The organism is Haladaptatus marinus, from assembly GCF_051194195.1.
In genome coordinates, this window is record NZ_JBLZNK010000005.1 from 369,218 (window position 1) to 393,835 (window position 24,618).

The window sequence follows — 24,618 nt, forward strand, 5'->3', positions numbered from 1 at the left end:
GTTGAAACACCGTTCTTATCCGACGCCAGTCCATTTCAGCAGCGTGAGAACCGTGTTTGCTACTTTCGCTCGGGTTGAACGGATCCAACACTTTTCCTCAACTCGATAGAACCCTCGTAGTCAAAGAGAACGATACGGTCGAGGAATCGATACCTATTCGTCATCAGAGTGTGGAATTCTTTCTCGAAGGGATACTATGTAGGGGGCGGTATCGCTTATTCTTGGTTGGAAATAGACCTGTTCTACCTGCTGTGGAGGGGAGTGCCGACGAGCGAACGGTTTTTTGTGTTGGGAGTAATGTCATGCCTCTCAGAGGGAAAAACGAGATCCGTTTCCTTTTCGAATACTAACGTTACCGGGGTGTTTGGTGTTTCTTATGACCTTACTCCATTATTTCTGTTGACGGAATCGCTTTCGTTGTCTACGACGATATGGTAGTATGAGTTCCTCAACACCATCACCGGCCACCGTCCTCGAAGTATTCGACACGCTTGACCCACCCGGCACTCCATTGACAACCCCAGAAGTTGCCGCCGAGTTCGATTGTACTGACCGAACAATCTACAACAAGCTTGATTCACTCGCCGAGGAGGGCAACCTAGAGACGAAGAAAGTTGGCGCTCGAGGTCGGGTATGGTGGCGACCACTACAACGCATCCAGGTTGGCGATCGGATTGCTGAACCTGAACCACGGAATACTATCGTCGAAGCGAGTGTTGACAACGTGTACGAGCGTGACTTGGCAGTCGTCACATTCGACGCAGATCTTCGGTTTTCGTATCTCAACAGCCAGGCCGAGACGTGGCTTAACACCACTGAAGAAGATGTGCGAGGTAGATTTGTCTGGGATGTCTTCGAACGTGATGAGCGCGCTGATGAGGCGCTCTCCAAGGCCCTCGAATCACAGGAACCAACCCGCTACCAGGCGTATTACGAACCGGGGGATCGGTGGTTCAACAACTATGTCTACCCATCGGATTCTGGCATTTCCATCTACTTCAGTGACATAACTAAAAGAAAGAAAGCTGAATCGGAGCGCAACGCAGTAGAGGAACAATTGATGACTGAGTTGGAGGCGATGAACCGTCTGTACGAGTTGCATAGCCAGCTCGTCGAGACGATGGTGCTTTCGGACATGCTGGAAGAAGTGCTGGAGGCGACCATCGAACTCCAGAACGCGGACTTCGGGAACATTCAGCTCTATAATCCGAACACCCAGAGCCTGTCGATAACTGTCGAGCAGGGGCTCTCGCAGGAGTTTGTAGAACACTTCGCTACGGTGGACGCCGGAGACGATTCCGCGTGCGGTAGGGCCCTGCGGGAGCAAAGACGCATTATCATCGAGGACATTGAGACCGATTCTGGTTTCGAACCACACCGTTCAATCGCAGCTGATGTCGGATATCGCGCAGTACAGGCCACGCCGATATACGATAGTAGCGGCGAGCCGCTTGGCATGATTTCGACGCAATTTCAGGAGCCACATCGACCGTCTGAACGTAAACTTCGTCTGACAGATATCTACATGCGGGTTGCAGCAGAGTTGATCGAGCGTGAGCGAACCGAGGAGACGTTGCGTGAAAGTGGACGACGCTATCGAACGTTGTTCGAATCGATCAACGAGGGTTTTTGTATCATTGAAGTGGTGTTCGACGAGAACGGCGAACAGGTAGACTACCGATTCCTGGAGACCAACCCGTCGTTCGAAGAAATCACCGGGTTGACTGACGTGGACGGAACTCTCTGGAGCGATCTGGAATCGGAGTACGACCTGCACTGGCTCGACATCCATGATGAGGTAATCCAGCTGGGCGAATCGGAGCGATTCGAAGCGAGTGGACAACCGCTCACTGATGGCTGGTATGACGTCAGTGCGTTTCCATTCGGCGGATCAGACAGCGGGACAGTCGCACTACTCATCAACGACATCACGGCTCGAAAACGTCTCGAACGGGAACTCAGGACAGAAAAAGAGCAGCTCGATGTGGCGGTTGGTAATTCTCCGATCACACTGTTCCGGTTGGACACGGATCTACGGTACACCTGGGTCAAAAACGCCCACGAGGATTTCGACGTAGAAGCCGTACTGGGGAAGCGTGATGACGAACTGTTGCCACCGCCCGCTGCGGAGACGATCATGGCACCGAAGCGAACTACCTTGGAGACCGGCGAGGGTGTCCGTGAGGAATTAGCCTACGAATTGCCGAGTGGCAAGGTGAACTACGACCTCACGGTCGAACCAGTCCGCGACGAATCCGGAGAGATTACCGGTTTGACCTGTGCTTCACTCAACATCACCGAACGGAAAAAAGCCGAGGAGGAACTCCAGAAGCGAGCAGACCTGGATGCTTTCCGCGTGGCGCTCGCCGACGAACTCCGTCCAATAACCGATCCCACCGAGATCCAAAACGTGGCCGCCCACGTTATCGGAGAACAGTTGGACGTCGAACGTGCCTACTACGGCGAGGTTCTCGCGGACGGAAATACGAATTTGATTCACGCCGATTACTGCCGCGAGGACGTCCCATCTGTTGTCGGCGAGCACCACTTCGACGATTTTGGTGAGTACATCGCTGATGGATTCAAGAACGGTGATACCTTGGTGATAGATGATTTTTCGATCATTCCGAAGCTAAGTGAGGACGAGCGAATCGCGCACGAGAAGATGGATATCGGTGCGTACATCAGCGTGCCGCTGATCAAGGACGGTCAACTCACCGCGTACTTCGGAATCACCCAGTCAACACCCAGGGAGTGGACGGACGCCGAAATCGCGATGCTCGAAGAGACGGCCGAGCGCACCTGGATGGCAGTCGAGCGTGCCCGCGCCGAACAAGCCCTCCGTGAGAGCGAAGAGCAGTTGCGACGAACCAACGAATCGCTCGAACGGCTCAGCATCGCGAGTCGCGAACTGATAGATGCCGATACGGAGACGATCAGCGACCGTGTCGCCGAGCTCACGTGGCACGTAACCAACGTCGAGTATGTTGCGCTCTGGCGATACGACGGGACGGTCGGCGAACTTCGCGAGGACACCAGTCACACGACCCCCGAGAAGGAACTCGACGCTGTTCAACTGCCCGAAAGGTTGTCCGAACAAGTCTGGCAGACGTTCATCAGCGATGACACCGACGTCGACAACGACCTCGATGTTTCCGAAAATCGGCCGGGAGAGTCGCCACTGCGAAGTCGTATACTCGTCCCACTGGGAAGACACGGCGTCATCTGTGCTGGCTCGACGCGAACCGGGACATTCGACGAACAAACGGTTGACCTCGTGGAAACAGTTGCTGCGACAGTTAAATCCTCGTGGGATCGCGCCGAGGGCGAACAGGTGTTAGCACAGCAGAACGAGGAGTTGGAACATTTCGAACGACTCTATACGCTCATGTGGAAACTCAACCAAGCACTCGTACAGGCCGACACGGTCGAAGCGATTGACCAAGCAACCTGTGAGCGATTAGCGGATTCGGACCTCTACGACTTCGTCTGGATCGGTGATTACGATGCAGATAGCAAGACGGTTGAACCGAGGGCGTGGGCGGGGGTCGACAGTAACTATTTAGATGACCTCAAGAACGTGGCCGACGAATCAGGATCCAATCGGAGCCCCTTCATGTCGGCTGCACGAACCGGAAAACTGCAGGTCGTTGCCGATGTCGCAACCGATGCACGGGCGACCCCGTGGCGCGAGGCCACGCTCGATCGAGGCGTGCGCTCGTGTCTCAGCATTCCGCTCGTGTACGACGAATTCGTCTACGGCGTCCTGACTGTCTATGACGGGAGCCCGCAGCACGACGAGAGCGATACCGGCGTGCTGGCGGAACTCGGACAAACAATCGGTCACGCGATTCACGCTGTCGAGACCAGGGAAACATTCGAAACGGACAATGTTGTCGAACTCACGCTTCAATCGACGGCAGCAGAAATGCCGTTGTGTCGTCTCACTCGGGAAACCGGATGCACGATCGAGTTCGAGGGTTCAGTGTCGTTGTTGAACGGAGATATAATCAGTTTCCTCACTGCGACTGGCATCTCACCGGACGAGTTCGTGGCTGCTGGAGAGCAGTCGATCGCCATCGAGGAACTGAACTGGCTCGCCGATCGTAAAGATAGAGCCCTGTACCAAGTGCGGCTGGCCACCCCGACGCTCGCATCTCGGCTCCTCGAACTGGATGCAACGGTACAATCGCTTACCATCGATGCAGGAACCGTGACTACAGTCATCTATCTGCCCGAGACGGGTGACGTCCGAAAGTTCATTAACCGGATCCAGCTGGAGATCCCCGATATCGAACTACTTGCTCGTCGAACGCGTACCCGACCGTTCGAAACGGGACTCACCCTCATGACCACTTTCGAGGCTCGTCTCACCACTCGGCAGCAGGAGGTTCTCCAGTTGGCCTATCGGAGCGGGTTTTTCGAATCACCCCGTGTCCGGACGGGAAAAGAGCTCTCGGACGCACTCGACATCTCGCAATCAACGTTCAACTATCATCTTCGTGGAGCCGAACGCAAACTCTGTGAAATGGTGCTCGAACACTCCTAAGGAGACCTCTTCTTTGTCGTTGTAATCATCAAACTATTGGGGGTGATGACTATCTCTTTGAATAGTCGTGATTTCTATTTCACACATGATGAGGATTCAGCCGGTACACCGAACGTAGTGGCCGTTCGATGGTCTTCCGTCGAAGCGGTCGCAATAATGCGGGCAGGTTGCGGAACGTTCGCATCTCTTCGAAGTAGGCCTTTCCTCGCTGTAGCGTCGAACTCCGCGTGTGACATTCGATGGCTCGGAACGTACCGCAGAGGGCCCACGGTCAGACCAATATATCGTTTCGGATAAGACGGTGGTGCTGCCCGAGGTGCTCAGTGTTCTGAGACGGCATCGCTCCCGCCAAATATTGCTCTCCCTCCTTCGATACGGCTCACCAACCACGGTCGACGAACCCACAGCACATATCGCAGCAATGGATGCTGGTTCACTGACCACCGAGAGCCAGGAAGGAAGGGAATACGACAACGGACAGTTCGAACCATGAAAGACCAATACATTGCATCACAGCCGTCATTGGATAACCTCCTAGATGTTCTGTCGGACACGTACCGTCGCAGGCTTCTCATCGCTTTGCTGGAACACAATCCGCAAGACGACGAAGATCCTCAGATTCCTAATGATGTCAAATCCGATGACGAAGCCTTGGAATCTCTTAAACTTCAAATGAGGCATTCGCACCTTCCGAAGCTGGAAGATACAGGGTTTATCGAATGGGATCAGCATACGAATACAGTGCGGAAAGGTCCTCGTTTTGAGGAGATCCGGCCGATACTGGAACTGATGCACAACCATGCCGACGAACTTCCCAGCGATTGGCTGTAAGCCCAGAGCGGAAGGTCACACGTCCTTAGAATGGTCGGTCAGTGAAACTGGCAATGAAACACGCTAGATTGCCATTTTCAACCGGTCGAATGCCCTACAGCGTGGGTTTAGCTAGAATTGAATCGAGCCACCTCCTTTAGTGAGGGAGACGACAAAGTTCTTCAAATTGCGAGGGAGACTCGGTGGGTCGCAACTACCACGGGTCTCTTTCCGCAGTTCTAAACAGGAGCAGTATAATTTCACAAACCACCGTTCTGCCCGATTTTCTAACAACAGGCAACGCATAACAATACCTGATGCGATCCTGAGAATTATTGCGAGCGTCGCAGGAGGACTTGCCTGGTGGCTCCCTCTGCGATGCTCAATGACAGTCAACCAGCGCCGCGTCGAACGTCATACTCACGCCAGCGTGGTCGTGCCCAATTTCCGGGCATGATCATGTGCGCTCCTCTGGGGGGTTTCCGGGACGAGAACGGGTTGCTTGCTGGTAAAAGCACCATCAACCGTGCGGTTGATGGCGGCTCCTCCGTGGCCGCGGTGGTTCGATTCCACCCCCGTTCGTTTCTACAGGTACTGCGTTTCACCATCTTTTCCGTGTTTCTTAATTATGCTCGAATTATCAAATTATCACAGTGATAGCCATCTCTTTGGATAGTCCTGATTTCTGTTTTCGCTATCCTGTGAGGATTCAACCGGATATCGAACGAACGTGGTGGCTGCTCGTGATGAACTTCCGTCGAAGCGTCGCAATAATGCGGGTCAATCGGAAGCGCACTCGCATTCTTTCGAAGTAGACCTTTCCTCGCTGTAGGGCCAAATTTCAATTGAGAAGGTGGTAGGCATGCCAACGATCACGTACATCACATTGCCGGGAGAGTCATTCGCATTCGGGCGACTACTCATGGAAAACCCAAATATGTATATCGAGATTGAGCGGCTCGTCCCCCTCGGTGACCGTGTCCTCCCATTTTTCTGGATCACGGATGGGTCACCGGAGGATATCGAGGACGCCCTTGAATCCCAATCTATCGTCGAATCCGTGACGCAACTCACGAAGGTGGACGACCGGTATCTCTACCAGGTAACCTGGTCTTCTGAGGTCGATGGGGTTGTCGACGCGCTATTCGAGACCAATGGTGTTATTCTCGAAGGGCAGGGGATCGCCGGCCGGTGGGAGCTTCGACTGCGCTTTCCCGAACACGGCGATCTTCGCCGCTTCAACGATATCTGTCTTGAAGAGGAGATTCAGGTCGAGGTCAACGGCATCTACAATCCACATGCACCATCGGTGGAAGATCAACTGACCCCGGCACAGTGGCAAACGCTCGCCACCGCATTCGCAATCGGCTATTACGATGTGCCACGTAAAGCGACCCTCTCCGACCTGGCGAAGAATTTCAACGTCACTGAGCAGGCTATCTCGCAGCGGTTACGTCGTGCTATGAAAGCTGTCGTCAGTAGCAAACTATTCGAATCTGATCAGACCATTTGAGGAGCATAAAGGGGTGGTGTAATGATCTATTTACTTATGTTGGGGTCATGTCCCGAACATTAACTAAATTTTGTAAAAATCCAACGACCGACGCATAGCGTCTCCTCCGAAGAGGGGTAGTAACCGCCATCCTAAATAATGAATATCCAATATGTACAATAGTTATCGAAATCCGTTATGTAATCCTGTAACTACCTATAGCATGAACCAGGGTGGGGAAAATCATGGCTATCGAGCTACAAGTCCGAGGTCTCGCTTCGGACGACAGTGGACGAGGGATTGCCCGTCTCAGTCAATCGAGCATGGACGAACTAACCGTCGAATCAGGTGACTTCGTTCAGCTGACAGGTCGGCGGCGGACGGTCGCGAAAGTTCTGCCTGCCTACGAAGGTGATCCGGAAAATATCGTTCGAATCGATGGGAACGTCCGTTCGAACGCGGATCTGAAAATCGATGACTTCGCCGAAGTAACCGGAGCGGAACCGGAACACGCTGATTCGGTTACCGTCGCACTTCCGGAACGCGTCATTTTACAAGGTGCAGATCAGTATCTCAAACGACACCTTCACACTCGCGCAGTGGTTCGCGGGGACGCAATCTATCTCCGGCTTCTCGGACAGCCGTTCGTGTTTCTCGTGACGGAAACCATCCCGGCAGGACCAGTCGTCGTCACCGACGACACGGAGCTTTCGATACGTGACGAACCGATTACCGAGGAAGACCTCCGGGGCGAGCGTGCGGATCTTCCCGAGGTGACGTATGAGGATATCGGTGGGCTCGAGCGCGAACTCGAATTGGTCAGAGAGATGATTGAACTTCCGATGCGACATCCGGAACTGTTCAGACGCCTTGGTGTCTCACCACCGAAAGGCGTGTTGCTCTACGGGCCACCTGGAACGGGAAAGACGCTCATCGCGAAGGCTGTTGCCAACGAGGTAGACGCGAGCTTTTTCTCGCTGTCGGGTCCGGAGATTATGTCGCGATATTACGGCGAGTCCGAAGAGCGGCTGCGGGAAATATTCGACGAAGCCCAGGAGAACGCGCCTGCAATCATCTTTATCGACGAGCTCGACTCGATCGCTCCCGGGAGAGAGGATGTGACCGGGGAGGCAGAACAGCGAATCGTCGCACAACTCCTCTCGTTGATGGACGGACTCGAATCTCGCGGTGACGTCGTCGTCATCGGTGCGACGAACCGTGTGGATGCAATCGACCCCGCCCTCAGACGCGGTGGACGATTCGACCGGGAGATCGAGATCGGTGTTCCCGACCGAGATGGCCGCCTCGAAGTGCTCCAGATTCACACCCGGGAAATGCCGCTCGACGAGGACATCGAGTTAGATGTGTTCGCCGACCGAACGCACGGCTTCGTGGGGGCCGACCTCGAATCCATGGCGAAGGAATCAGCGATGGCCGCCCTTCGACGGGTTCGCGATGATATCGATATGGAGGCCGATACCATTCCAATCGACGTGCTCGATGAAATCGAGATTACGGAAGCCGACGTCGAGGACGCCATGCAGAACGTCGAACCCAGCGCGATGCGCGAGGTGTTCGTCGAAGTTCCGGACGTGACGTACGAGGACGTGGGCGGACTCGACTCGGTGAAACACGAACTCGTCCGCTCGGTCGAGTGGCCGCTCTCGTACCCCGAAATGTTCGATAAGCTCGACACCGAGGTTCCGAAAGGAGTCCTCCTCTATGGCCCGCCGGGAACGGGTAAAACGCTCCTTGCACGCGCCGCTGCAAACGCGAGCGACGTGAACTTCATCTCGGTCAAAGGACCCGAACTGCTGAACAAATTTGTCGGCGAGTCCGAAAAGGGGGTTCGAGACGTGTTCCATCGCGCACGACAAAACGCCCCGACCATCATCTTCTTTGACGAAATCGACGCAATTGCGCCCGAGCGAGGCGAATCGTTCGACTCGCAGGTTACCGAACGAGTCGTCTCGCAACTGCTTACCGAACTCGATGGAGTCGAGGAGTTACGTGGGGTCTACGTTTTGGGAGCGACCAATCGGCCGGACATCATCGACAATGCACTTCTCCGTCCTGGCAGACTCGAAAAAAATCTTCACGTTCCGGTTCCGGATCTCGACGCCAGACGCGAGATTTTCCGTGTGCATACACGAAACATGCCTCTCGCTGATGATGTCGATCTCGACGACCTCGCCGAATCAACGGAGATGTACACGGGCGGAGATATCGAGGGCATCGTTCGCGAGGCAAGCATGCTCGCCCTAGACGAAGCGATCGCGACAGTCGAACGAGAGGGGTTGGAGTCGCCTGAGGAACTCGACGAAGCCACGGAGGAACTCGTCGTCACGCGTGACGACTTCGAGAACGCCCTCGACAAAGTTACGCCGACGGTTACCGAGGATATGCAGGAGTTTTATGATCGGATGGTCGCCGAACTCGGGGGTGATACGAGGGAGAGCGTCACGGACGGAGACACTGAAGCCGGGCTCCAGTAGTTGTGCGACGTGATTTCGGTGCCGAGAACGTCGGGGCGCGATTTCGGTTACTCCCCTTCGCGGGCGTTCCGTACATCGGTGGGCGGAGTAGAGGATCCCCTCGATATTGACCTCTCTGTGCCGAAAAAGTGGAGTGATTTACAAGGGATACGCTAACGAATGGAAATCGTAATTCCTCTTGTTTGACGCATTGACGGTGACAAATGGAAGACCCCACACCGAAGTAGATTCGTCGATTAGCGGCCAGAACTGTTTCTTTCAATCGCGGATCGAAGTGCACGCACTTCCACGAGGATTGCCTCCCACTGGTCGAGACTCCCCGGAATCGAATCTCCCGTTGCATGCAGGTCTACCATCGCGCGAACGTCTCGGGGATTCTCGATATCGTTGAATCGAATATAGCCACCGCCCGCCGCTTCGATTTCGACGGTGCCGTAGCCGAACAGCGACCCTCGTATTCCCTGCCGAAAACTGCTGTTCTGAATCCGGTCGACCGAGAGACGCTGAACGCTTCGGGAGAGAACGCCCGTTTTTCGGTAGAGTGCGCGGTCGGTCACGACGAATTGAGTGTTCGAGACGACGAGATACGAGAACACGGGAATTGCGATTCCAACCGGAACGAGCAGGAGGGCCAATGGCTCACCTTCGACGGTCGTGACGGCGATTGCGCCGACGACGAGAACGAGTCCGACGACCATCGCGGGGAGAACGGTCATCAGGCGTGGGTGGCCCTGCCAAGCCGTCTCTTCGCTGTCGCCGACGACGAGCCAGTCGTCCCCGCTCATCGCTTGTCGTTTACCGTTCCGCTTCCCGTCATATTCGTCTCGGCTAGCTCATTTTCCTTCTCGACGGTTTCCCGAATCGCGCGCAGTTCCGTCAAAATCTCGTCCAAGACCGCGGCTTTGTCGCTTCCGGCGGAAGTCGGTTCGTCCCGCTTCTTGCTTCGCTCGTTGATGAGCGACTGCAAATCCTGTGGGTCGTCGATGTTCTCGAAACTCATTTCGACGCCACTGCCCCCAGCGGTGCTGATATCGACGGTACCGTACCCGAACTGCGCGCCGAAAAAGCTCTGGCGGTAGGAGGTGTCCTGTACCTTGTCGAACTCGATTCGCTGGACGTTCCGCGACAGGACGCCCGTTTTCTTGTACAGGGCGGCGTTCGTCACCACGTAGTTGGTGTTCTGGTACGAGAGATACGCAGAAACGATGATGATGAGTCCAAGGACGACGATGGAAAGCGGAATTCCGACGACGAACGCCGGAACGAGGCTGTAGGGATGCGGGGTGTCTGCCCAAATCACTTCTTCCCCTTCGTCCGCCGAAAACCAGTCGAACGGTTCGTTCATACTCTGCTGTCGAAGCGACACCGGATAATAGTTCGGAGCGTCGAGATCGAGTTCGAAACCCGACCGTCAGCGTAGTTCGACGGTTTCAGCGCTGACGACGACGGTGTATCCACAATAGTCGAAATGAACTGTGGTATCGTCGTGGAGTCGGTCTCGATGGGGATGAAAGAGGCTGTCCAGTGCGTCAGGGTCGATGTGATCGTACAGTGGGTTTTCCCAGTGTAAGTCACGGTCGTCTGCCGACGAGACTGCCCGGATGACTGCCTCGCTCGCTCGTTCGTTGGGTCGTATCGTGTAGCGTTGTGGTGATTCTCTTGAACCCATGGTCGGTGTCTTCGAAATCGTTGATTGGCTTGGTGTCAAACGTAATTCACCCACGTTGGTGTGCAATCATCCGCAACGACCTTATATTTAAAACCCCGTCAGACGCTCTCGATCGGGTGATTAATTCGATATTTCCAGTTTGAGTTACTACTCTGGTCGTGCTGCAATTATTTATTGACACCTCATGTGGCTAGCTATTTAGCATACGTTTATATTGAATAAAGTTGCGCAATAGGTATGGTATCCGGGCTTACCGACGACGATTTAAGACAAATTAAAAAGTTCGCGCAGACGCCGCGCCATCAACGAACACCGGAACTCCTCTGTTCGAACGATGGTCGGGAAAACGAGGCTGTAACTGATTCGACTCAGTCCAGTTCGGGAAAGAACCGTCCGTGAAAGTCGAACGGAATCGCGTGCGGAATACGCGCTCTTGCGCGCTCCGCGAGCGATTCGCCATCCAACACGACGAGCCACGAATGCTCGGCTGAAACGTCGAGCATGACGGTGAGAACGACGCCTCCGTCTTCTCCCTCCCCGTTTGGACTCGGAACGAAAATCGGTTCGCTGAAATTGTTCTCCCCATCGCTGAACCTCGTAACGTTACCCGTTTCCGTGTCGATTTTCAGGATCTCCTGCGGCCACTCGGTCATTGGTTGATCGGTTCCTTGTGTATACACGTATCGATATTTCCGACCCCATTTTTCCGGGGAGACGGTCGGTAGTGCAGTTCCGTCACGGAGCAGTTCGCGTTCGATGTATGGCTCCCCGGGTGAATCCGGGGTCAGGCGAAACCGTTCCAGCCGCCCCGCAAATACGCCGAGTTCTCCTGCCCGAAGTCGGTATAGATAGAGCGTGTCGATAGCATCCGCGTCGGGAACCGTTTCGAGGTCGATAACGAGTTCGTCACCTGATTCGTACGCGTTGGCGTGGTGAAATCCGAAAAACGCTTCCGTCCGCGGTTGGGCGACGACCGTTCCACGGCCGCGGTCGATGACGAAAAAACGAGTGCCACGGTCGGGTTTCCACTCGAAATTTTCAATAAACGGCCCCTGTTTTCCCGGTCGAAGAAGGTCGAGCGGGTTCACGACGAACGGAAACTCGGTCAGCACGACGTAGTTCGGCGTCAGCGCGAAACTGTGCATGTACGCCGGTTCGGAGACGGGTATCGAGCAGATATGGTTTCGCTCGGTCGGTGACGTCATCGAGTAGATGTGGTAGTTGCTCGTTCGGCCAAATTCGGTTTCGAAGTTCACTATTCCCCCTGTGTTCGGGTCGCGTCTCAAATGGGCACAGGCGAGGTTTCCCGCCGGTTCGGAACCCCCGTATTGGACGTGGTCTTTCACCGTCAGCGAATCCGGGTCGAATTCGACCCATCGAGGGGTTTCGGTCAACGCGAGATACCGCCCGCCGAGACGCTCGGCGATAATGTTCGTGTTATCGTACGGGGCGTCGATAAGGAACGATTTCAGTCGTTCGAACAGCGTCGTCGTTCCCGTCGCAAAGCCGCTCTCGAATGCGCCGTTTCGTGCGCTTTCATACGCGTCAGTGCGAAGGAACCGGTTTCGATAGCGGACACCTCCGTCGCCGAACGTGAACTTGTGAAGCATCGCCAGTCCGTCGAACCAGTGTTCGACGCCAACGTCTCCGATTTCGAACGCACCGGGGCCGTTGCGGATGAGGCTTCCGGAGAGCCACGGTGGGAGCGTACCTTCGACGTGGAGGTTTCGCGTCACTTCGTCCGTAAGCGAATGGAATCCAAGCGCTGCTTTCGACCCCATTTTTCGATACTACGACTCGATGACACCTAACCCTTCGGCTCACCGCTCACACCGGATGACTTTCCGCCTCTCGGGTCTCCGGCAAACGAACGTTTAGGTTGGTGTCTATTCTGCTATCGATATGAACCACGTCTTCGTCATCGGTGGCACTCGATTCATCGGTCGTCACACCGTTATCGAATTTTTGAACCACGATTACCGCGTCACGCTGTACAACCGCGATATTCACGCGAATCCGTTCGCCGCGAACGACGCCGTGTCTCACATCGAAGGTGATCGAACGGACGAGGATGCGCTCCGAAACGCGGCGCAAATCGCCGACCCGGACATCGTCGTGGACTGCATCGCGTACCAGCCTCAATCGGTCGCCGTCGCCACCGACATCTTCGAAGCCGTCGACGCCTACGTCTACGTTTCGAGTGGGTCTGCGTATGCCGAACCGGCGATTCCACAGCGCGAGGGCGAAACGGCACTCGCACCGTGTTCCGACGAACAAGCGACGGACGAATCAATGGCATCCTACGGCGCTCGAAAAGGCGAAGGCGACCGCGAGGTGTTTGCAGCAACGGAGCGCGGCGTCAACGCGATGGCTATTCGTCCGTTTCTCGTCTACGGCTCACACGATTACACCGAACGAACCGACTACTGGATAGACCGCGTCATGAATGGGGACAATCGAGTTCTCGTGCCGGGCGACGGCGACAGTCTTCTCCACAGAGCCTACGTCGAAGACGTTGCGAGCGCGATTCGAATCATCGCCGAATTGGGGACGCCGGGCGAGGCGTACAACGTCGGCGACCGACAGTTGTTGACACTCGAATCGTCGCTTTCTTGGATGGCCGAGGCGCTGGATACGGAACTCGAAATCGTTCACGCGAGCGCGCGCGAACTCGGCGAGTTCGACCTCGAACCCACTGATTTCCCGCTCTACACGCCAGTTCCGTTCGTCGGGAGTACGGACAAACTGGCCGCCTTGGGGTGGGAATCGACGCCGATATCGGAGACGATTCGGCGAACGGTTGCAGACCACCTCGACAGCGACCGCACTGGTCGCGAAATCGGTCCCGATCCCGGAAAGATAGAACGTTTCCTTCAGGCCGTCGCGTGACATCGCGTTTGCGTGCTACTCGTTCAGCGGCTCCGAGCGTTCTCGATACACGTTGTAGACGCGCTCTGCCCACTCGCGAGCGATGGCCGTCTCAGAATCCACGAACACCTGCATCGTTCCGTTCTGTTCGTCGTAGCCGCCGATTCCGACCCGGTCGTCGAAGATAGCGAGTCCGTACGGGAGTGCTTCCCGCGTCCGGAGTTTGAGGTGGCCGCGTTCGAGCGCGGCAGACGCGCGCTCCGGATACGTTTCGACGAGTTTCTCGACCGCATCGGGCAGGTAGATGATTTCTGTGTCCGTGTTCTCGAACAATTGTTCGTGAAACGCACCGAGCGAAAGCGGCACCATGTGCGTCGTATTGAACCCACGGAGCGTTTCCGATTCGCCGAGGAGCGTGAGAAACCGCTGGACTGGTCGGTACGGGTCTGCTGGCGACGCGGCCGTCACGGTCGCGTCGCCGAACGGTTCGATGACGAATTCCTTGTGGCTCTCGCAGATGGTATCGAGCAGCGGCGAGAGTCGGTCTGCCGTCGCGAGGTTTCGTTCGAATCGTAGCACTTCCTCGGCGACCACTTGGCCGTAGCCCGTCAACTCGAATCGCCCGTCAACCTTCTTGGCGAGTTCTTGTTCTCCGAGCCATCGGATGAACCGATGGCTCGTTGCTCGCGAGACGCCCAACTCGGCCTCGATTTCGCGCCGGTCGAGCGGCCCGTAAAAGAGGGCTTCCAGCACCGGCCCGTGTCGGACGAAATCGACCAACTGGTCGGTGTCGATTCGTTGCCTCGTCTCCCCTTCGTCATCGCCGGTTTGTAGTTCGAGGTACGTCTGAACCAATTCGTCGAAGATACTGGCTTGGTTGTTCCCCCCTGTCCCCTGACCATCCTGTTTCGTGTCCCGATTTCGGGATTCCGCTCCGTGCTCGACCATACATGAACTTTGTTACCCTGTGACATAGTGGTGTCGTGTCTCACACGATGAGACAGGTTGCAGCCCGTGAACAGCTAGTTCAGACGCTGAAACCGGTTTTGATGGATGATGCTAACCCCTGTCCCCTCGTCTCTTCTACTGAGGAAGAACACCAAACAGAGGTTCGAAACAGCATGACTTCCACTACCACCGATTCCGACACAGCAGCATCGAACTCGACCTCACCGTGGCGCTCGCCGACGATACAAATCGTGCTCGCAACGACGCTTCTCGCGCCGCTCGGTGTGCCGCTAATCAGTCCGACGCTCCCGGCGTTCAGGGATGCGTTCGGTATCACCGACGCGCAGGCGAGTTTGCTCATCAGCACGTACTTCCTCGTAGGAATCGTGCTGTCGCCGTTCATCGGTATGCTTGCCGACCGCATCGGGCGACGGACGGTTCTCATCGCCTCTCTCGTTGTCTTCAGCCTCTCGGGTGGAGCGATCGCGTTCGTGCCGAGTTACGAGGTCGTTCTCGCGCTTCGTCTTATCGGCGGTACCGCCGCGGCAGGTATCTTCATCACGACCGTGACGCTCATCGGCGATTCCTTCGAAGGAACTCAGCGAAACAGAGTTCTCGGGATGAACAACGCCGTCCTCTCGGCAGGTGCGGCGCTCTTCCCCATCGTCGGCGGGGCACTCGCGACCGTCTCGTGGAACGTCCCGTACTTCGTCTACTTGGCAGGACTTCCACTGAGTCTCTACGCCGTTCGACACCTCGAAGAGCCGAAACACGTGCGGGATTCACAAGGAATTGCCTACCTTCGCCGCGCGGTTCGAGTGCTGAGCGGGACTGACGCGCTCGTCCTCTACGGCGCAGCCTGCATGACCGAACTCCTGTTGTTCGGTGCGGTCGTTACGATACTGCCGTTCCTGCTGGCGGGCGATTTCGGCATGTCCGCCCTCTCGATCGGTATCGTCCTCGCGTTCTCGGAAGTGGCATCGGTCGTCGTCTCCGCCAAAAACGGTTGGTTTGCCCGCTACCTATCCAATTACGGACTCATCGCCGTCGGGTTCGCGTGCTACGCAATCGGCCTGTTCGGGGCGTGGCTGGCACCGACTCCGGCCACCATTACCCTGGCGATGGTCGTGTTCGGCGTTGGACTGGGGCTTTCGATGCCCGCGGTCGATGCCGCAATCAGCGACCTCGTTTCGGCAGGCCTCCGCGGCGGCGCGCTCAGTCTCCGAAACAGCACGACGTTCCTCGGTCGGGCCGCTGGACCGGTGCTGTTCGCCAGCATCGCCGCAACGACGGGCTACTACCCGCTGTTCGTCGCCAGTGCCGTTGTCGCCTCCGCCGTCGCGCTATTCGTGCTTTCGATGGGGCTGTTCGGAACGCACAGGGTCACGCATACAGAAGAAGCAGACGTGAACGTTCGATAGCAACAACTCTCTTTTCATTCCTCGTCGTTGGTCACCTATGGCAACTGTACTAGGAGCAATCTGTCTCGAGGGGGCCGTTCTCGCCGCTGACCGGCGAGAGACCGACGGCGATACGGTCACCTCTGACGCGGTACAGCGGTTGTTTGACTACGATTTCGCCGGGTGTGCGGCCGTGGGCGACCCCGGCTCGGTCGAGGAGTTCGACCGCCGACTTGATGCCGAACTCAGAACGTACCGAACCGACCACGACGAACAGATGTCCACAACCCGCCTCGCTCGAACTGCAAGCGAAATCGCGGAAGAAACCGGTGTCGATGCACTCGTCGCGGTTCGGGACGGGGATGGGTCGGTTTCCCTCCACGAAGTCGGGAGCGATGGGCGCACGTTGGAAACCGAGACTGCCGCCCTCGGAAGTGGCGCGCCGGTCGCCTTCGGACTGCTCGACGAGGCGGAGACGGATGATGATTTGGATGCCGTCGAAACCCTCGTTCGAGACACCTTTCACGCTGTCGCCGAACGAACGACGGATACCGGAACTGGCATCGACGTGTTTCGTCTCGAACGAACCGGCTGATTCTGAAGGAGGAATGACTCAGGGGGTTCGATTATGCCTCTCGGTGTCGTTGCTCCGCCATGGATATCGACCTCCACGAAACGCTCACTGGGCAGGTCGCACTCGTTACGGGCGCGAACCGAGGTATCGGCGCGGAAATCACGAATCGACTGGCGGAACACGGCGCGACGGTGTACGCTGGCGCGCGCGACCCGGACGACGTGACAGTTAGCAAACCAGCAATCATTCCGATTCGACTCGATGTCACCGACGAATCGTCGATTCGAACTACCATCGAGACGATTGCGGACGAACAGGACGGACTCGACATCCTCGTCAACAACGCCGGAGTGTACGGGTCGACCGGCAAACTCGGGATGCTTTCGATTGCCGATATCTACGGAACGCTTCGGACGAACCTCCACGGCCCAATCGTTTTGACCAGGCACGCGTTACCCCTGCTTACCGAGCAAACAGGTGCGCGAATCGTCAACGTTTCCAGTGGCTCCGGGCAGTTCAGTGGCGGCGGTATCGACGCAGGCCACCTCCCCTATGGCGTGTCGAAGGCAGGATTGAACGCCTTCACCGACGCCCTCGCGTCACAATATCCCGGTCTTCTCGCAAACGCGGTCTGTCCGGGGTGGGTTCGAACCGAGATGGGTGGTTCAGGGGCTCCACGGAGCGTCGAGAAGGGAGCCGAAACGCCGGTTTGGCTGGCTCGATTCGAGCAGAGTAGTCCGAGTGGTCGGCTCTGGCGGGATAAATCGGTCGTCGAGTGGTAAGTCGGGTACCGAGTTCGAACAGATCATCCGAACGAGTGGTCACCTTTTATTACCGCTTGATAACACGTTTGTAGTAGGGTTCCCGATAGCTCCCGGCGAACTGCCCTCTCTGCCGCCTGTTTCGGTGTTCTCGCCCTCACCGGTACCAGAAACACTGGGTGGAACTCCTCGCCGAAATCGGAGAACGACTCGAAACGCTCGAAGCGGTCAAGGCATTGACCGGTGACGAATACGCATGCGAACCGGAGTTCGCACAGTCTAGCAGGGGCGGAGTGAGACGACGGTGATATGGGGTTTCTTTCTCACTTGTCCCACAGATGACTGAGACAATCACCGGTTATGCCGATGCATCGACAGTAGCCTCTACTGTTCGCTCCGGCGATGGACTGTCATCGGGATGGCTTTTTTAGGTCGGGCGGTGACCGTCGCCATCAGGTCGAGTTCCGTTTCCGGTGTGAGTTCGAGGTGGTACTGCTGGTAGATAGTCGCGAGCAGGAGTCGCGCCTCCAGCATGGCGAATCGGTCGCCGATACAGCGTCGTGGTCCCGCTGCAAACGGGAAATAGGCCAACTTCGGAAGCGACCCTTCGAACTCCTCGGTCCAGCGTTCCGGCTGGAACGCGAGGGGGTCGTCATACCATCGCGGGTCGCGATGGACGACCCACTGGTTCATCTGCACCGTCGCACCAGCAGGGATTTCGTATCCCCCGATGATGTCGGGTTTGACGGGTTCGCGGATGATTCCTGGCACCGGTGGGTAGAGACGCATCGACTCCTTGACCACCTGTTCGGTGTAGGTCAACTCCGAAAGATCCGCCATCGTCGGCGGCTGCCCGTCGAGAACCTCGTCGAGTTCGGCGAGGAGCTTCGCCTCGACTTTCGGGTGCTCGCCGAGCGCGTACATTGTCAGCGTTAGCGAGAGCGCAGTCGTTTCGTGTCCGGCGAGGAGGAGCGTCACGACTTCGTCCCGAACCTGCTCGTCCGTCATGCGATGGCCGTCGTCGTCGGTCACATCGAGAAGCGTCGAAAGAACGTCCTGTTCGCCCGGGTCGGCACGCCGTTCCTCGATAAGTTTGTACACGACCGTATCGAGCTTTTTCCGTGCTTCTTGGATTCGCAACCGCGACGGGGTCGGAATACTTGGCGGGAGGACGAAGTTCGACAGGCTCTCCGTCGCTTCCATGAACTCCTCGAGCGACTCGGCGATGGGTTCGACGTGCGCGTCGATATCAACACCGAACAGCGCGCGCGCAACGATTTTCAGCGTCACCGTCATCATGTCCTGGTGAATCAATCGCGTCTCGCCGTCCTCCCACGTGTCGAGTAGTTCTTCGGTAAGGTTCGTCATCATCTCGGCGTACCCTTCGATACGACCTGGGTGAAAAGCAGGTTGGATGAGATGGCGATTTCGCCGCCAGACGGCACCCTCGCTGTTCAAAATTCCGTCGCCAGTCATCGGTCCCAACGTCCCCTGAAAGATGTCCCCTTTGACGTAATTCTGGTTGTTCTGCACGAGAACGTGTTCGATGTGTTCGGGATGGGCAAGCTGGTAGATGGCTCCGTGCGGTTCCTCGAAGTAGGCGATATCGCCGTACTCGCGCGCTGTTCGCGTCATAAATCCGAACGGGTCTCGAAGAAACGCCAATCGAGTGCCGACTATCGGGAGTCCGTCGGGACCTGGCGGCGTCTCTTCCGTAACCGGGGGTGTGTCGCTACTCAATGTTGTTCTCATATGGTCGTCCGTTCCCTCTATGTCTATATCCGAGCATCCTAGGTGGATTTATATACCGAACGTCTTGACGTTCGAGCATGAGATCTGCGACGGTCGTGCTGACGTGGGACGACGTGCAGGTTCATCCCATCGAGGAACAGTTCGCGCGGAACGAGGCCGTAACCGTCGAGGCGATTCATTATCTGAGCCCGGTTCACGACGGAATGTACGTAGAACTGCTCGAACTGCGCGGCGATTTGGATCGCGCCAGAGCGTTGTTGGCGGAATCATCGGACGCATTCGAGTTCGACGTTGTCGGAGGTGACGGCCGTGGCGTCGCCTACCTCCAGTGTCGAACCGCCGGCGTCGTCGACGAACTGCTCTCGCTCCTCCACGAACACGAAATCGTGCTCGACTGGCCAATGCGATATATCGATATCGACGGTTCGCGGGGTCTCCAACTAACGGTTCTCGGGACAAATCCGGCGATTCGACGGGCCACGAGCCAACTTCCCGACGGGATTCGCCTCCGACTGGAACGACTTGGGGAGTACGAACCGAGTACAGGGCAACTGTCGTCCATCTTGACCGAGCGACAACTGGAGTTGTTCGAACTCGCCGTCCGCGAAGGATACTACGAGGTACCACGCGAGACGACCCATCGGGAACTGGCGGGGCAACTCGACCGTTCGACCGGAACCGTGAGCGAACATCTGCAACGAATCGAGTCGAAGTTGGTCGCTAGCTATTTCGATTAGAACCATTTCTCTCACGAAGGGCAATTTATTTACCTTCCGTCTGTGGCAATTTCTGGTATGAATCGAGCAGTTGCAGTCGTCGAGGCGTCCGAATCCGCAAAAGAACTGGTTCGAGAGGCGGGCGAACTCGCTGAGGGCGTTGGGGCTAGCCTCGTCTTGCTCCACGTTACGAGCGACGAAGAGTACGAGGACACACGAAAATCGCTCGAAAATATTCCGAATCTCGAAACGTCGTACACTGCCGGTCAAGCGCTCGAAGGCACCCGTCAGTTTGCCGAGGACATCGGACGTGAAGTTCTCGACGGTATCGATGTCGACTACGAGGCCGTGGGACGAGTCGGTGACGAACGCGACCAGATCCTTGGTGCCGCGGAGGAGTTCGACTGTGACCACGTTTTCCTCGCTGGCCGGAAACGTTCGCCGACTGGCAAAGCTATCTTCGGCGACCGAACGCAGGCAGTCATCCTCGATTTCGACGGAGCAGTTACTGTCGTCACCGAATAGCGACGGTTCGAATCGGAACTGGTAAGTTGATGCTCCGATGACATGACAATTGAATGTTGGGGCGATTACTCGGCAGCAAGCCGATTTCAGAGCCGGTAGCCCTGTCCAAGGACGAACTGTTCAACCTCTGTCGGGTCGAACGCCGTCGCCACGCGATTTCTATCATGGCCGAAATAGACAACCCGATACTGATGCGAACGTTGGTCGACGAAGTGACTGCCCAGGAGTTCGGCCCGAACGCCACGAGCAACCAGCGTACCACCGTCTATACGACGTTTTATCAACAGCATATCTCGGTGCTGGAGGAGGCTGGCGTACTCTCGGCACCCGACGGCCCGAGCAAAACATTGTACCCGGGCGAGAACGCGAAGCCTATCGCGGAATTCCTTTCTTTGGTGGACGATTTCTCTACGTGACTTCTCGCTGTCAGGGGTTTATTGACCACTACCACTCGTCGCCGAGTTTTCTGCGCGCGACCAAATACCCCGCGTGGGTTCGCCACTGTTTCCCGCTCTCGACGTGCTCGACGTGATAGCGCGACCCGCAGGAACCACATCGTCTCCGTGACGGACGTTTGACAGCCTTCGAGGCGCGATACCGGCGTGTTTCCCAATCGCAGGCCGAACAGCGCAGTCGGAGCCGAGCGTCCGAAAACGACCGACAGTGTCGCGGTGCATCCAGCTCGTTCGCTTTCTCGGTAAACCGTGCGCCGTGCCCCGACTCGCCGAACTGCTGGAACTCCCACGCATGAACTAGTTCGTGGCGAATCGTACCCGTGAACTCCTCCCAGCCGAACGCGCGGTAGGCGCTCCATGTCAGTCGAATCGTGACGTGTCCTGTCCGACGGTCATAGATGCACGCTCCTGCACGGCGAACCGCACGCTCCGAACACTCCCAGTCGATGTCCGAGAGGGAAACCCCGATCGGAACCGTTTCGGCGTAGCTCTCGGCGGCGGTGAGCAGTTCGTCGCGCGTCGCCGGTTCCTCGCTCGTTGCCGGTTCCATTCGTCGTGGCGTTCTCATCTGCGCCACATAACTTTCCCTCTTGTGAGATTTGATCCCGGTCGAACACTGTGGGACACGACGAACCGAAACGGCCGTGATGGCTACGTTCCTTCGTGATCATTCGTACCCAACAAGTAGAAACGGTTCAGGAACCCCACAGAGGTTTTTAACCGTTCAGCGAACCAACTGTATAGTGGAGAACCAGCATGAGCGCGTTTACCGACGAGGAGAACGCCTACTTGGACGACCAACGCTTGGGTCGGCTTGCGACTGTTGCGGGTACCAAACCGCACGTCGTTCCGGTTGGCTTCCACCACGAAATCGACGACGGTACGATTCACATCGGCGGGCGCAATTTTGGTGCGTCCAAGAAATTCCGCGATGCCGAACGGAATCCCCACGTCGCCTTCGTCGTTGATGACTTGGCCAGCACCGACCCATGGCGACCGCGAGGCATCGAAATACGTGGCCATGCCGAGACATTTACCGAAGACGGCGAGCACCTCGGCCCGGGCTTCGATGCGGCGTGGATGCGGATAACGCCCGAACGAATCGTCTCCTGGGGGATCGACTGAACCCCTGCCGTTCGTTTATCCGCAGAAAACGCATTTTTCCCGCCACCACCTCGAAGAGATGGATTTTCGACGTTTGCCGTCAGCATGGTCGATTTTTCTTCCCTGCTGGCGTAGTCGTCCTATGGGTGCGATAGGGAACCGACCGACTCGACACGAAAATTCGTCCGAAACGACCCGAGAACGACTGATGCAGACATTCTGGGAACGGCATTCGAACCCGAAAAGCGGCTGGACGCGGGTGCTATCCTACCCGGTGTTGATGATTGCGCTTTACCGCCAAGATTGGCGAGCGCTGGGAATGACGATACTGTTCATCATCGTCAATCCGATTCTGTTCCCGAAACCCGACCCGGAAGAGGCGGCCGATAGCTGGATGTACAAAGGAGTCCGTGGCGAGCAACTTTGGATAGCACACGGCGATAAATCGGGCTACCCCAACGTGCTGAACACACTCAACGTTCCGATTTTCGTCTACGGGCTGTATTCAGCATATCGACGGAAACCTCGTGAAACAGCGGTTTGTACCGCCCTCTCTGCCGGATTGAAATTCTGGTTTGTCGGCGAGATGGTGCGATATTACGAGACACACAGCGAGACGTTCGATTGACTCGGAGCCGTCTCGTTCAGTCGAGTCGTTCCATCTCGTCCGAGGAGAGGTCGATGGAAGCCGATGCGACGTTCGCACGAAGGTGTTCGACGCTCGACGTGCCGGGAATCGGGAGCGTAACCGGCGAGTGATGGAGAAGCCATGCTAACGCAACCTGTCGCTGTGAAGCATCGTGAGCGTTCGCGATGTCCCGCAGTGGGTCTGCCTTGTCACCGAGGTCGCCCGCGCCGAGCGGGAACCACGGTATGAACCCGATTCCGGCGTCTTCGCAGGCCGAAAGGACATCCTCGTGTTCGCGGTCGGCGACGTTGTAGCGGTTCTGTACCGTCGCGATTTCCACGATGTCACGGGCAGTATCGAGTTGGTCAACGTCCACGTTGCTCAACCCGACGTGTTCGATTTTTCCCTCGTCTTTGAGTTCCGCGAGGGTGTGTACCGAGTCTGCAAAATCCACGTCCGGGTCTGGACGATGCAGTTGATACAGGTCGATACTGTCGGTTCCGAGGCGGTCAAGACTGCCCAGAATCGCGTTTCTGAGGTAATCGGGGTCACCGTTCGGTAGCCAATCTCCATCGTCGTTTCGCAGGAGACCCCCTTTCGTCGCAACCATCAAGTTGTCGGGATATGGATGCAGTGCCTCCCCGATAAGCCGCTCGCTGACGCACGGCCCGTAGGAGTCTGCCGTGTCGATGAAATTCACGCCGAGCGAAATCGCCTCGTGGAGGACTCGGTGTGCCTCTTCTTCGCTCTCCGGTCTCCCGATGATGTCCTCTCCCGTGAGTCGCATCGCGCCGAAACCCAGTCGATGGACGGTCATCTCGCCGCCGATATCGAACGTGTCGCTCTCGTTTTCGAGTGCCATGCAGGGAGATTGCGAGGCAGTGGGTAACGTCTTTTGGCGAACTGTGTGGGACGAAACACCGCGCCTTCCGACCGACGGAAGGGCAATACTTATAAATCATTTCCACTCATGACAGTTAGTATGTCACAGGAAGTCGCGGGATTCGACGACGAATCCGGTCTCCCACCCGCCGTTCAGCAGGCGATTCAGACCGTCAAGGCGGGTATCCTGAGCACCGGCTTGATGTTGTTTATCTTCGCCATCGCCGAAGCGGAAACCCGATTCGCGCTCGGGGTTCCCGCCGCAGTTGCGAAGTTCGTCGGGATGCCCAGCCAGTTGTATCTCGGATTCGCGGTGTTCGTCTTCGCGGGCGTCGTCGTTTGGCCCCTGTTGTTCGCGGCCGTAGACGACAATCTCAGGGCGATTCCGGGCGGCGAGGACGTCGGCATCCGCGGCATCGTTTTCGCGCTGATTCTTTGGGTCGCGTTCCTCCTGTTGGGGTCGGCGGGCCTCCAACTCGCGGGGCCGTTTTTCGTGCTCTATCTCGTCTTCACCCTGCTCGCGCATCTTGCCTACGGCTACTCGCTCGGGATTCTGTACGCACGATTCACGCAGCAACCGACGACGCACTGAGTGTCACTTCTTGACTAACGGTCATCCTACCGACCATCGCACCTGATAACGGCCATGAATGTGTCGGCATGGCTTCCATTAGAGAAAACTTATACGAGTAGAATCGTCAAAATACGGAGAGATGCCGCCGTCTACTCCATTCGTTGATCGCAGAACTGAAACGATAGACACAACTCAGGTTCTCATGGAAGTCGTCCCGCTCGCCAAACTCATCGGCGTATTCGTTGCGATGGCACTCGTCCCATTCACAGTGGTGTTTTTGCTGAGCGGACACTCGGTGATTGGAGTACTATTCACGTTAGTGGGGCAGTTCATCCTCGCAGTCGGCTCCGGAATCGTTCTCATGTACATCATCGCTCGTGCACTGCAACTCTCCGGCGAGTGATAGACGTCCCTCG

24 protein-coding genes are annotated in these 24,618 nt (G+C 56.8%); 16 read left to right on the plus strand and 8 right to left on the minus strand.

The features are described 5' to 3' along the window. Window positions 1–439: 439 nt before the first annotated feature. The 4 genes from ACN2TU_RS19120 (at window position 440) to ACN2TU_RS19135 (ending at window position 9,346) form a co-directional block, all read left to right on the plus strand. The gene (locus ACN2TU_RS19120; RefSeq protein ID WP_435157579.1) at window positions 440–4,549 is read left to right on the plus strand and encodes a GAF domain-containing protein; all 4,110 of its coding nucleotides are present in this window, start codon (window positions 440–442) and stop codon (window positions 4,547–4,549) included. A gap of 489 nt (window positions 4,550–5,038) precedes the next feature. Beyond that, window positions 5,039–5,380, plus strand: coding sequence for a DUF7344 domain-containing protein (locus ACN2TU_RS19125; RefSeq protein WP_435157581.1), 342 nt, complete (start codon window positions 5,039–5,041; stop codon window positions 5,378–5,380). 841 nt (window positions 5,381–6,221) lie between these two features. Further along, complete coding sequence (locus tag ACN2TU_RS19130) at window positions 6,222–6,872, plus strand: helix-turn-helix domain-containing protein (RefSeq protein WP_435157582.1); 651 nt, start codon at window positions 6,222–6,224, stop codon at window positions 6,870–6,872. Between the two features lie 230 nt (window positions 6,873–7,102). Beyond that, window positions 7,103–9,346 (plus strand): CDC48 family AAA ATPase, encoded by a 2,244-nt coding sequence (locus ACN2TU_RS19135; RefSeq protein ID WP_435157832.1) that lies wholly within the window; start codon window positions 7,103–7,105, stop codon window positions 9,344–9,346. 236 nt (window positions 9,347–9,582) lie between these two features. Here the strand turns inward: ACN2TU_RS19135 and ACN2TU_RS19140 are convergent, their stop codons facing one another. The 4 genes from ACN2TU_RS19140 to ACN2TU_RS19155 all read right to left on the minus strand — a co-directional run bounded on the left by ACN2TU_RS19140 (window position 9,583) and on the right by ACN2TU_RS19155 (window position 12,796). Beyond that, window positions 9,583–10,131 (minus strand): PH domain-containing protein, encoded by a 549-nt coding sequence (locus ACN2TU_RS19140; protein WP_435157583.1) that lies wholly within the window; start codon window positions 10,129–10,131, stop codon window positions 9,583–9,585. Beyond that, window positions 10,128–10,691 (minus strand): PH domain-containing protein, encoded by a 564-nt coding sequence (locus ACN2TU_RS19145; RefSeq protein ID WP_435157584.1) that lies wholly within the window; start codon window positions 10,689–10,691, stop codon window positions 10,128–10,130. The genes ACN2TU_RS19140 and ACN2TU_RS19145 overlap by 4 nt, the downstream gene beginning before the upstream one ends. Window positions 10,692–10,757: 66 nt before the next feature. Beyond that, window positions 10,758–11,015 (minus strand): HalOD1 output domain-containing protein, encoded by a 258-nt coding sequence (locus tag ACN2TU_RS19150; RefSeq protein WP_435157585.1) that lies wholly within the window; start codon window positions 11,013–11,015, stop codon window positions 10,758–10,760. A 368-nt stretch (window positions 11,016–11,383) separates the two neighbouring features. Continuing rightward, entirely contained in the window at window positions 11,384–12,796 is a 1,413-nt protein-coding gene (locus ACN2TU_RS19155; RefSeq protein ID WP_435157587.1) for a carotenoid oxygenase family protein, read from the minus strand. A 121-nt stretch (window positions 12,797–12,917) separates the two neighbouring features. Between ACN2TU_RS19155 and ACN2TU_RS19160 the strand changes: the two genes are divergently transcribed. Further along, window positions 12,918–13,904 carry an NAD-dependent epimerase/dehydratase family protein gene (locus ACN2TU_RS19160; RefSeq protein WP_435157588.1) on the plus strand — a complete coding sequence of 329 codons (987 nt, stop codon included), beginning with the start codon at window positions 12,918–12,920 and terminating at the stop codon, window positions 13,902–13,904. Window positions 13,905–13,919: 15 nt separating this feature from the next. Here the strand turns inward: ACN2TU_RS19160 and ACN2TU_RS19165 are convergent, their stop codons facing one another. After that, complete coding sequence (locus tag ACN2TU_RS19165) at window positions 13,920–14,831, minus strand: helix-turn-helix transcriptional regulator (RefSeq protein ID WP_435157589.1); 912 nt, start codon at window positions 14,829–14,831, stop codon at window positions 13,920–13,922. Window positions 14,832–14,878: 47 nt separating this feature from the next. Between ACN2TU_RS19165 and ACN2TU_RS19170 the strand changes: the two genes are divergently transcribed. From ACN2TU_RS19170 to ACN2TU_RS19185, 4 genes are all read left to right on the plus strand, one after another. Continuing rightward, window positions 14,879–16,252, plus strand: a complete 1,374-nt coding sequence (locus ACN2TU_RS19170; RefSeq protein WP_435157590.1) for an MFS transporter — start codon at window positions 14,879–14,881, stop codon at window positions 16,250–16,252. Between the two features lie 37 nt (window positions 16,253–16,289). Beyond that, complete coding sequence (locus ACN2TU_RS19175) at window positions 16,290–16,826, plus strand: 20S proteasome subunit A/B (protein ID WP_435157591.1); 537 nt, start codon at window positions 16,290–16,292, stop codon at window positions 16,824–16,826. Window positions 16,827–16,885: 59 nt separating this feature from the next. Further along, window positions 16,886–17,587, plus strand: a complete 702-nt coding sequence (locus ACN2TU_RS19180; protein WP_435157593.1) for an SDR family NAD(P)-dependent oxidoreductase — start codon at window positions 16,886–16,888, stop codon at window positions 17,585–17,587. A 158-nt stretch (window positions 17,588–17,745) separates the two neighbouring features. Beyond that, a complete protein-coding gene (locus ACN2TU_RS19185; protein ID WP_435157594.1) occupies window positions 17,746–17,874 on the plus strand; it encodes a hypothetical protein in 129 nt (42 codons plus the stop codon). 76 nt (window positions 17,875–17,950) lie between these two features. Here ACN2TU_RS19185 and ACN2TU_RS19190 read toward each other — a convergent pair whose 3' ends face one another. Continuing rightward, a complete protein-coding gene (locus tag ACN2TU_RS19190; protein ID WP_435157833.1) occupies window positions 17,951–19,306 on the minus strand; it encodes a cytochrome P450 in 1,356 nt (451 codons plus the stop codon). Window positions 19,307–19,395: 89 nt separating this feature from the next. On the opposite strand from ACN2TU_RS19190, the gene ACN2TU_RS19195 reads away from it, so the two are divergent. From ACN2TU_RS19195 to ACN2TU_RS19205, 3 genes are read left to right on the plus strand one after another with little or no spacing between them, the layout of a single operon-like run. Beyond that, window positions 19,396–20,055, plus strand: a complete 660-nt coding sequence (locus tag ACN2TU_RS19195) for a helix-turn-helix domain-containing protein (RefSeq protein ID WP_435157595.1) — start codon at window positions 19,396–19,398, stop codon at window positions 20,053–20,055. Between the two features lie 57 nt (window positions 20,056–20,112). After that, entirely contained in the window at window positions 20,113–20,559 is a 447-nt protein-coding gene (locus ACN2TU_RS19200; protein ID WP_435157597.1) for a universal stress protein, read from the plus strand. A gap of 53 nt (window positions 20,560–20,612) precedes the next feature. Beyond that, entirely contained in the window at window positions 20,613–20,975 is a 363-nt protein-coding gene (locus tag ACN2TU_RS19205) for a DUF7344 domain-containing protein (RefSeq protein ID WP_435157599.1), read from the plus strand. 28 nt (window positions 20,976–21,003) lie between these two features. Here ACN2TU_RS19205 and ACN2TU_RS19210 read toward each other — a convergent pair whose 3' ends face one another. Next, window positions 21,004–21,564 carry a SprT-like domain-containing protein gene (locus tag ACN2TU_RS19210; RefSeq protein WP_435157601.1) on the minus strand — a complete coding sequence of 187 codons (561 nt, stop codon included), beginning with the start codon at window positions 21,562–21,564 and terminating at the stop codon, window positions 21,004–21,006. 206 nt (window positions 21,565–21,770) lie between these two features. Between ACN2TU_RS19210 and ACN2TU_RS19215 the strand changes: the two genes are divergently transcribed. Together ACN2TU_RS19215 and ACN2TU_RS19220 are read left to right on the plus strand one after the other, a co-directional pair. Further along, window positions 21,771–22,139: a PPOX class F420-dependent oxidoreductase gene (locus tag ACN2TU_RS19215; RefSeq protein WP_435157603.1), complete on the plus strand. Its 369-nt coding sequence runs from the start codon at window positions 21,771–21,773 to the stop codon at window positions 22,137–22,139. A gap of 187 nt (window positions 22,140–22,326) precedes the next feature. Then, the gene (locus ACN2TU_RS19220; protein WP_435157605.1) at window positions 22,327–22,746 is read left to right on the plus strand and encodes a DUF6653 family protein; all 420 of its coding nucleotides are present in this window, start codon (window positions 22,327–22,329) and stop codon (window positions 22,744–22,746) included. 16 nt (window positions 22,747–22,762) lie between these two features. Here the strand turns inward: ACN2TU_RS19220 and ACN2TU_RS19225 are convergent, their stop codons facing one another. Then, the gene (locus ACN2TU_RS19225) at window positions 22,763–23,608 is read right to left on the minus strand and encodes an aldo/keto reductase (protein WP_435157606.1); all 846 of its coding nucleotides are present in this window, start codon (window positions 23,606–23,608) and stop codon (window positions 22,763–22,765) included. Window positions 23,609–23,728: 120 nt separating this feature from the next. Here ACN2TU_RS19225 and ACN2TU_RS19230 point away from each other — a divergent pair, with 120 nt between their 5' ends. Both ACN2TU_RS19230 and ACN2TU_RS19235 read left to right on the plus strand, forming a co-directional pair. After that, a complete protein-coding gene (locus ACN2TU_RS19230; protein ID WP_435157607.1) occupies window positions 23,729–24,220 on the plus strand; it encodes a DUF6789 family protein in 492 nt (163 codons plus the stop codon). A gap of 184 nt (window positions 24,221–24,404) precedes the next feature. Beyond that, window positions 24,405–24,605, plus strand: coding sequence for a hypothetical protein (locus tag ACN2TU_RS19235; RefSeq protein WP_435157608.1), 201 nt, complete (start codon window positions 24,405–24,407; stop codon window positions 24,603–24,605). Window positions 24,606–24,618: the final 13 nt, after the last annotated feature.

Excerpts from the sequence above, each read along its gene's own strand:
- ACN2TU_RS19200 (WP_435157597.1), top strand. The coding sequence starts at position 20,113 with ATGAATCGAGCAGTTGCAGTCGTCGAGGCGTCCGAATCCGCAAAAGAA.
- ACN2TU_RS19170 (WP_435157590.1), top strand. The coding sequence starts at position 14,879 with ATGAGACAGGTTGCAGCCCGTGAACAGCTAGTTCAGACGCTGAAACCG.
- ACN2TU_RS19145 (WP_435157584.1), bottom strand. The coding sequence starts at position 10,691 with ATGAACGAACCGTTCGACTGGTTTTCGGCGGACGAAGGGGAAGAAGTG.
- ACN2TU_RS19180 (WP_435157593.1), top strand. The coding sequence starts at position 16,886 with ATGGATATCGACCTCCACGAAACGCTCACTGGGCAGGTCGCACTCGTT.
- ACN2TU_RS19165 (WP_435157589.1), bottom strand. The coding sequence starts at position 14,831 with ATGGTCGAGCACGGAGCGGAATCCCGAAATCGGGACACGAAACAGGAT.
- ACN2TU_RS19125 (WP_435157581.1), top strand. The coding sequence starts at position 5,039 with ATGAAAGACCAATACATTGCATCACAGCCGTCATTGGATAACCTCCTA.
- ACN2TU_RS19175 (WP_435157591.1), top strand. The coding sequence starts at position 16,290 with ATGGCAACTGTACTAGGAGCAATCTGTCTCGAGGGGGCCGTTCTCGCC.
- ACN2TU_RS19205 (WP_435157599.1), top strand. The coding sequence starts at position 20,613 with ATGTTGGGGCGATTACTCGGCAGCAAGCCGATTTCAGAGCCGGTAGCC.
- ACN2TU_RS19120 (WP_435157579.1), top strand. The coding sequence starts at position 440 with ATGAGTTCCTCAACACCATCACCGGCCACCGTCCTCGAAGTATTCGAC.
- ACN2TU_RS19235 (WP_435157608.1), top strand. The coding sequence starts at position 24,405 with ATGGAAGTCGTCCCGCTCGCCAAACTCATCGGCGTATTCGTTGCGATG.
- ACN2TU_RS19215 (WP_435157603.1), top strand. The coding sequence starts at position 21,771 with ATGAGCGCGTTTACCGACGAGGAGAACGCCTACTTGGACGACCAACGC.
- ACN2TU_RS19150 (WP_435157585.1), bottom strand. The coding sequence starts at position 11,015 with ATGGGTTCAAGAGAATCACCACAACGCTACACGATACGACCCAACGAA.
- ACN2TU_RS19220 (WP_435157605.1), top strand. The coding sequence starts at position 22,327 with ATGCAGACATTCTGGGAACGGCATTCGAACCCGAAAAGCGGCTGGACG.
- ACN2TU_RS19160 (WP_435157588.1), top strand. The coding sequence starts at position 12,918 with ATGAACCACGTCTTCGTCATCGGTGGCACTCGATTCATCGGTCGTCAC.
- ACN2TU_RS19230 (WP_435157607.1), top strand. The coding sequence starts at position 23,729 with ATGTCACAGGAAGTCGCGGGATTCGACGACGAATCCGGTCTCCCACCC.
- ACN2TU_RS19195 (WP_435157595.1), top strand. The coding sequence starts at position 19,396 with ATGAGATCTGCGACGGTCGTGCTGACGTGGGACGACGTGCAGGTTCAT.
- ACN2TU_RS19130 (WP_435157582.1), top strand. The coding sequence starts at position 6,222 with ATGCCAACGATCACGTACATCACATTGCCGGGAGAGTCATTCGCATTC.
- ACN2TU_RS19155 (WP_435157587.1), bottom strand. The coding sequence starts at position 12,796 with ATGGGGTCGAAAGCAGCGCTTGGATTCCATTCGCTTACGGACGAAGTG.
- ACN2TU_RS19140 (WP_435157583.1), bottom strand. The coding sequence starts at position 10,131 with ATGAGCGGGGACGACTGGCTCGTCGTCGGCGACAGCGAAGAGACGGCT.
- ACN2TU_RS19210 (WP_435157601.1), bottom strand. The coding sequence starts at position 21,564 with ATGGAACCGGCAACGAGCGAGGAACCGGCGACGCGCGACGAACTGCTC.
- ACN2TU_RS19225 (WP_435157606.1), bottom strand. The coding sequence starts at position 23,608 with ATGGCACTCGAAAACGAGAGCGACACGTTCGATATCGGCGGCGAGATG.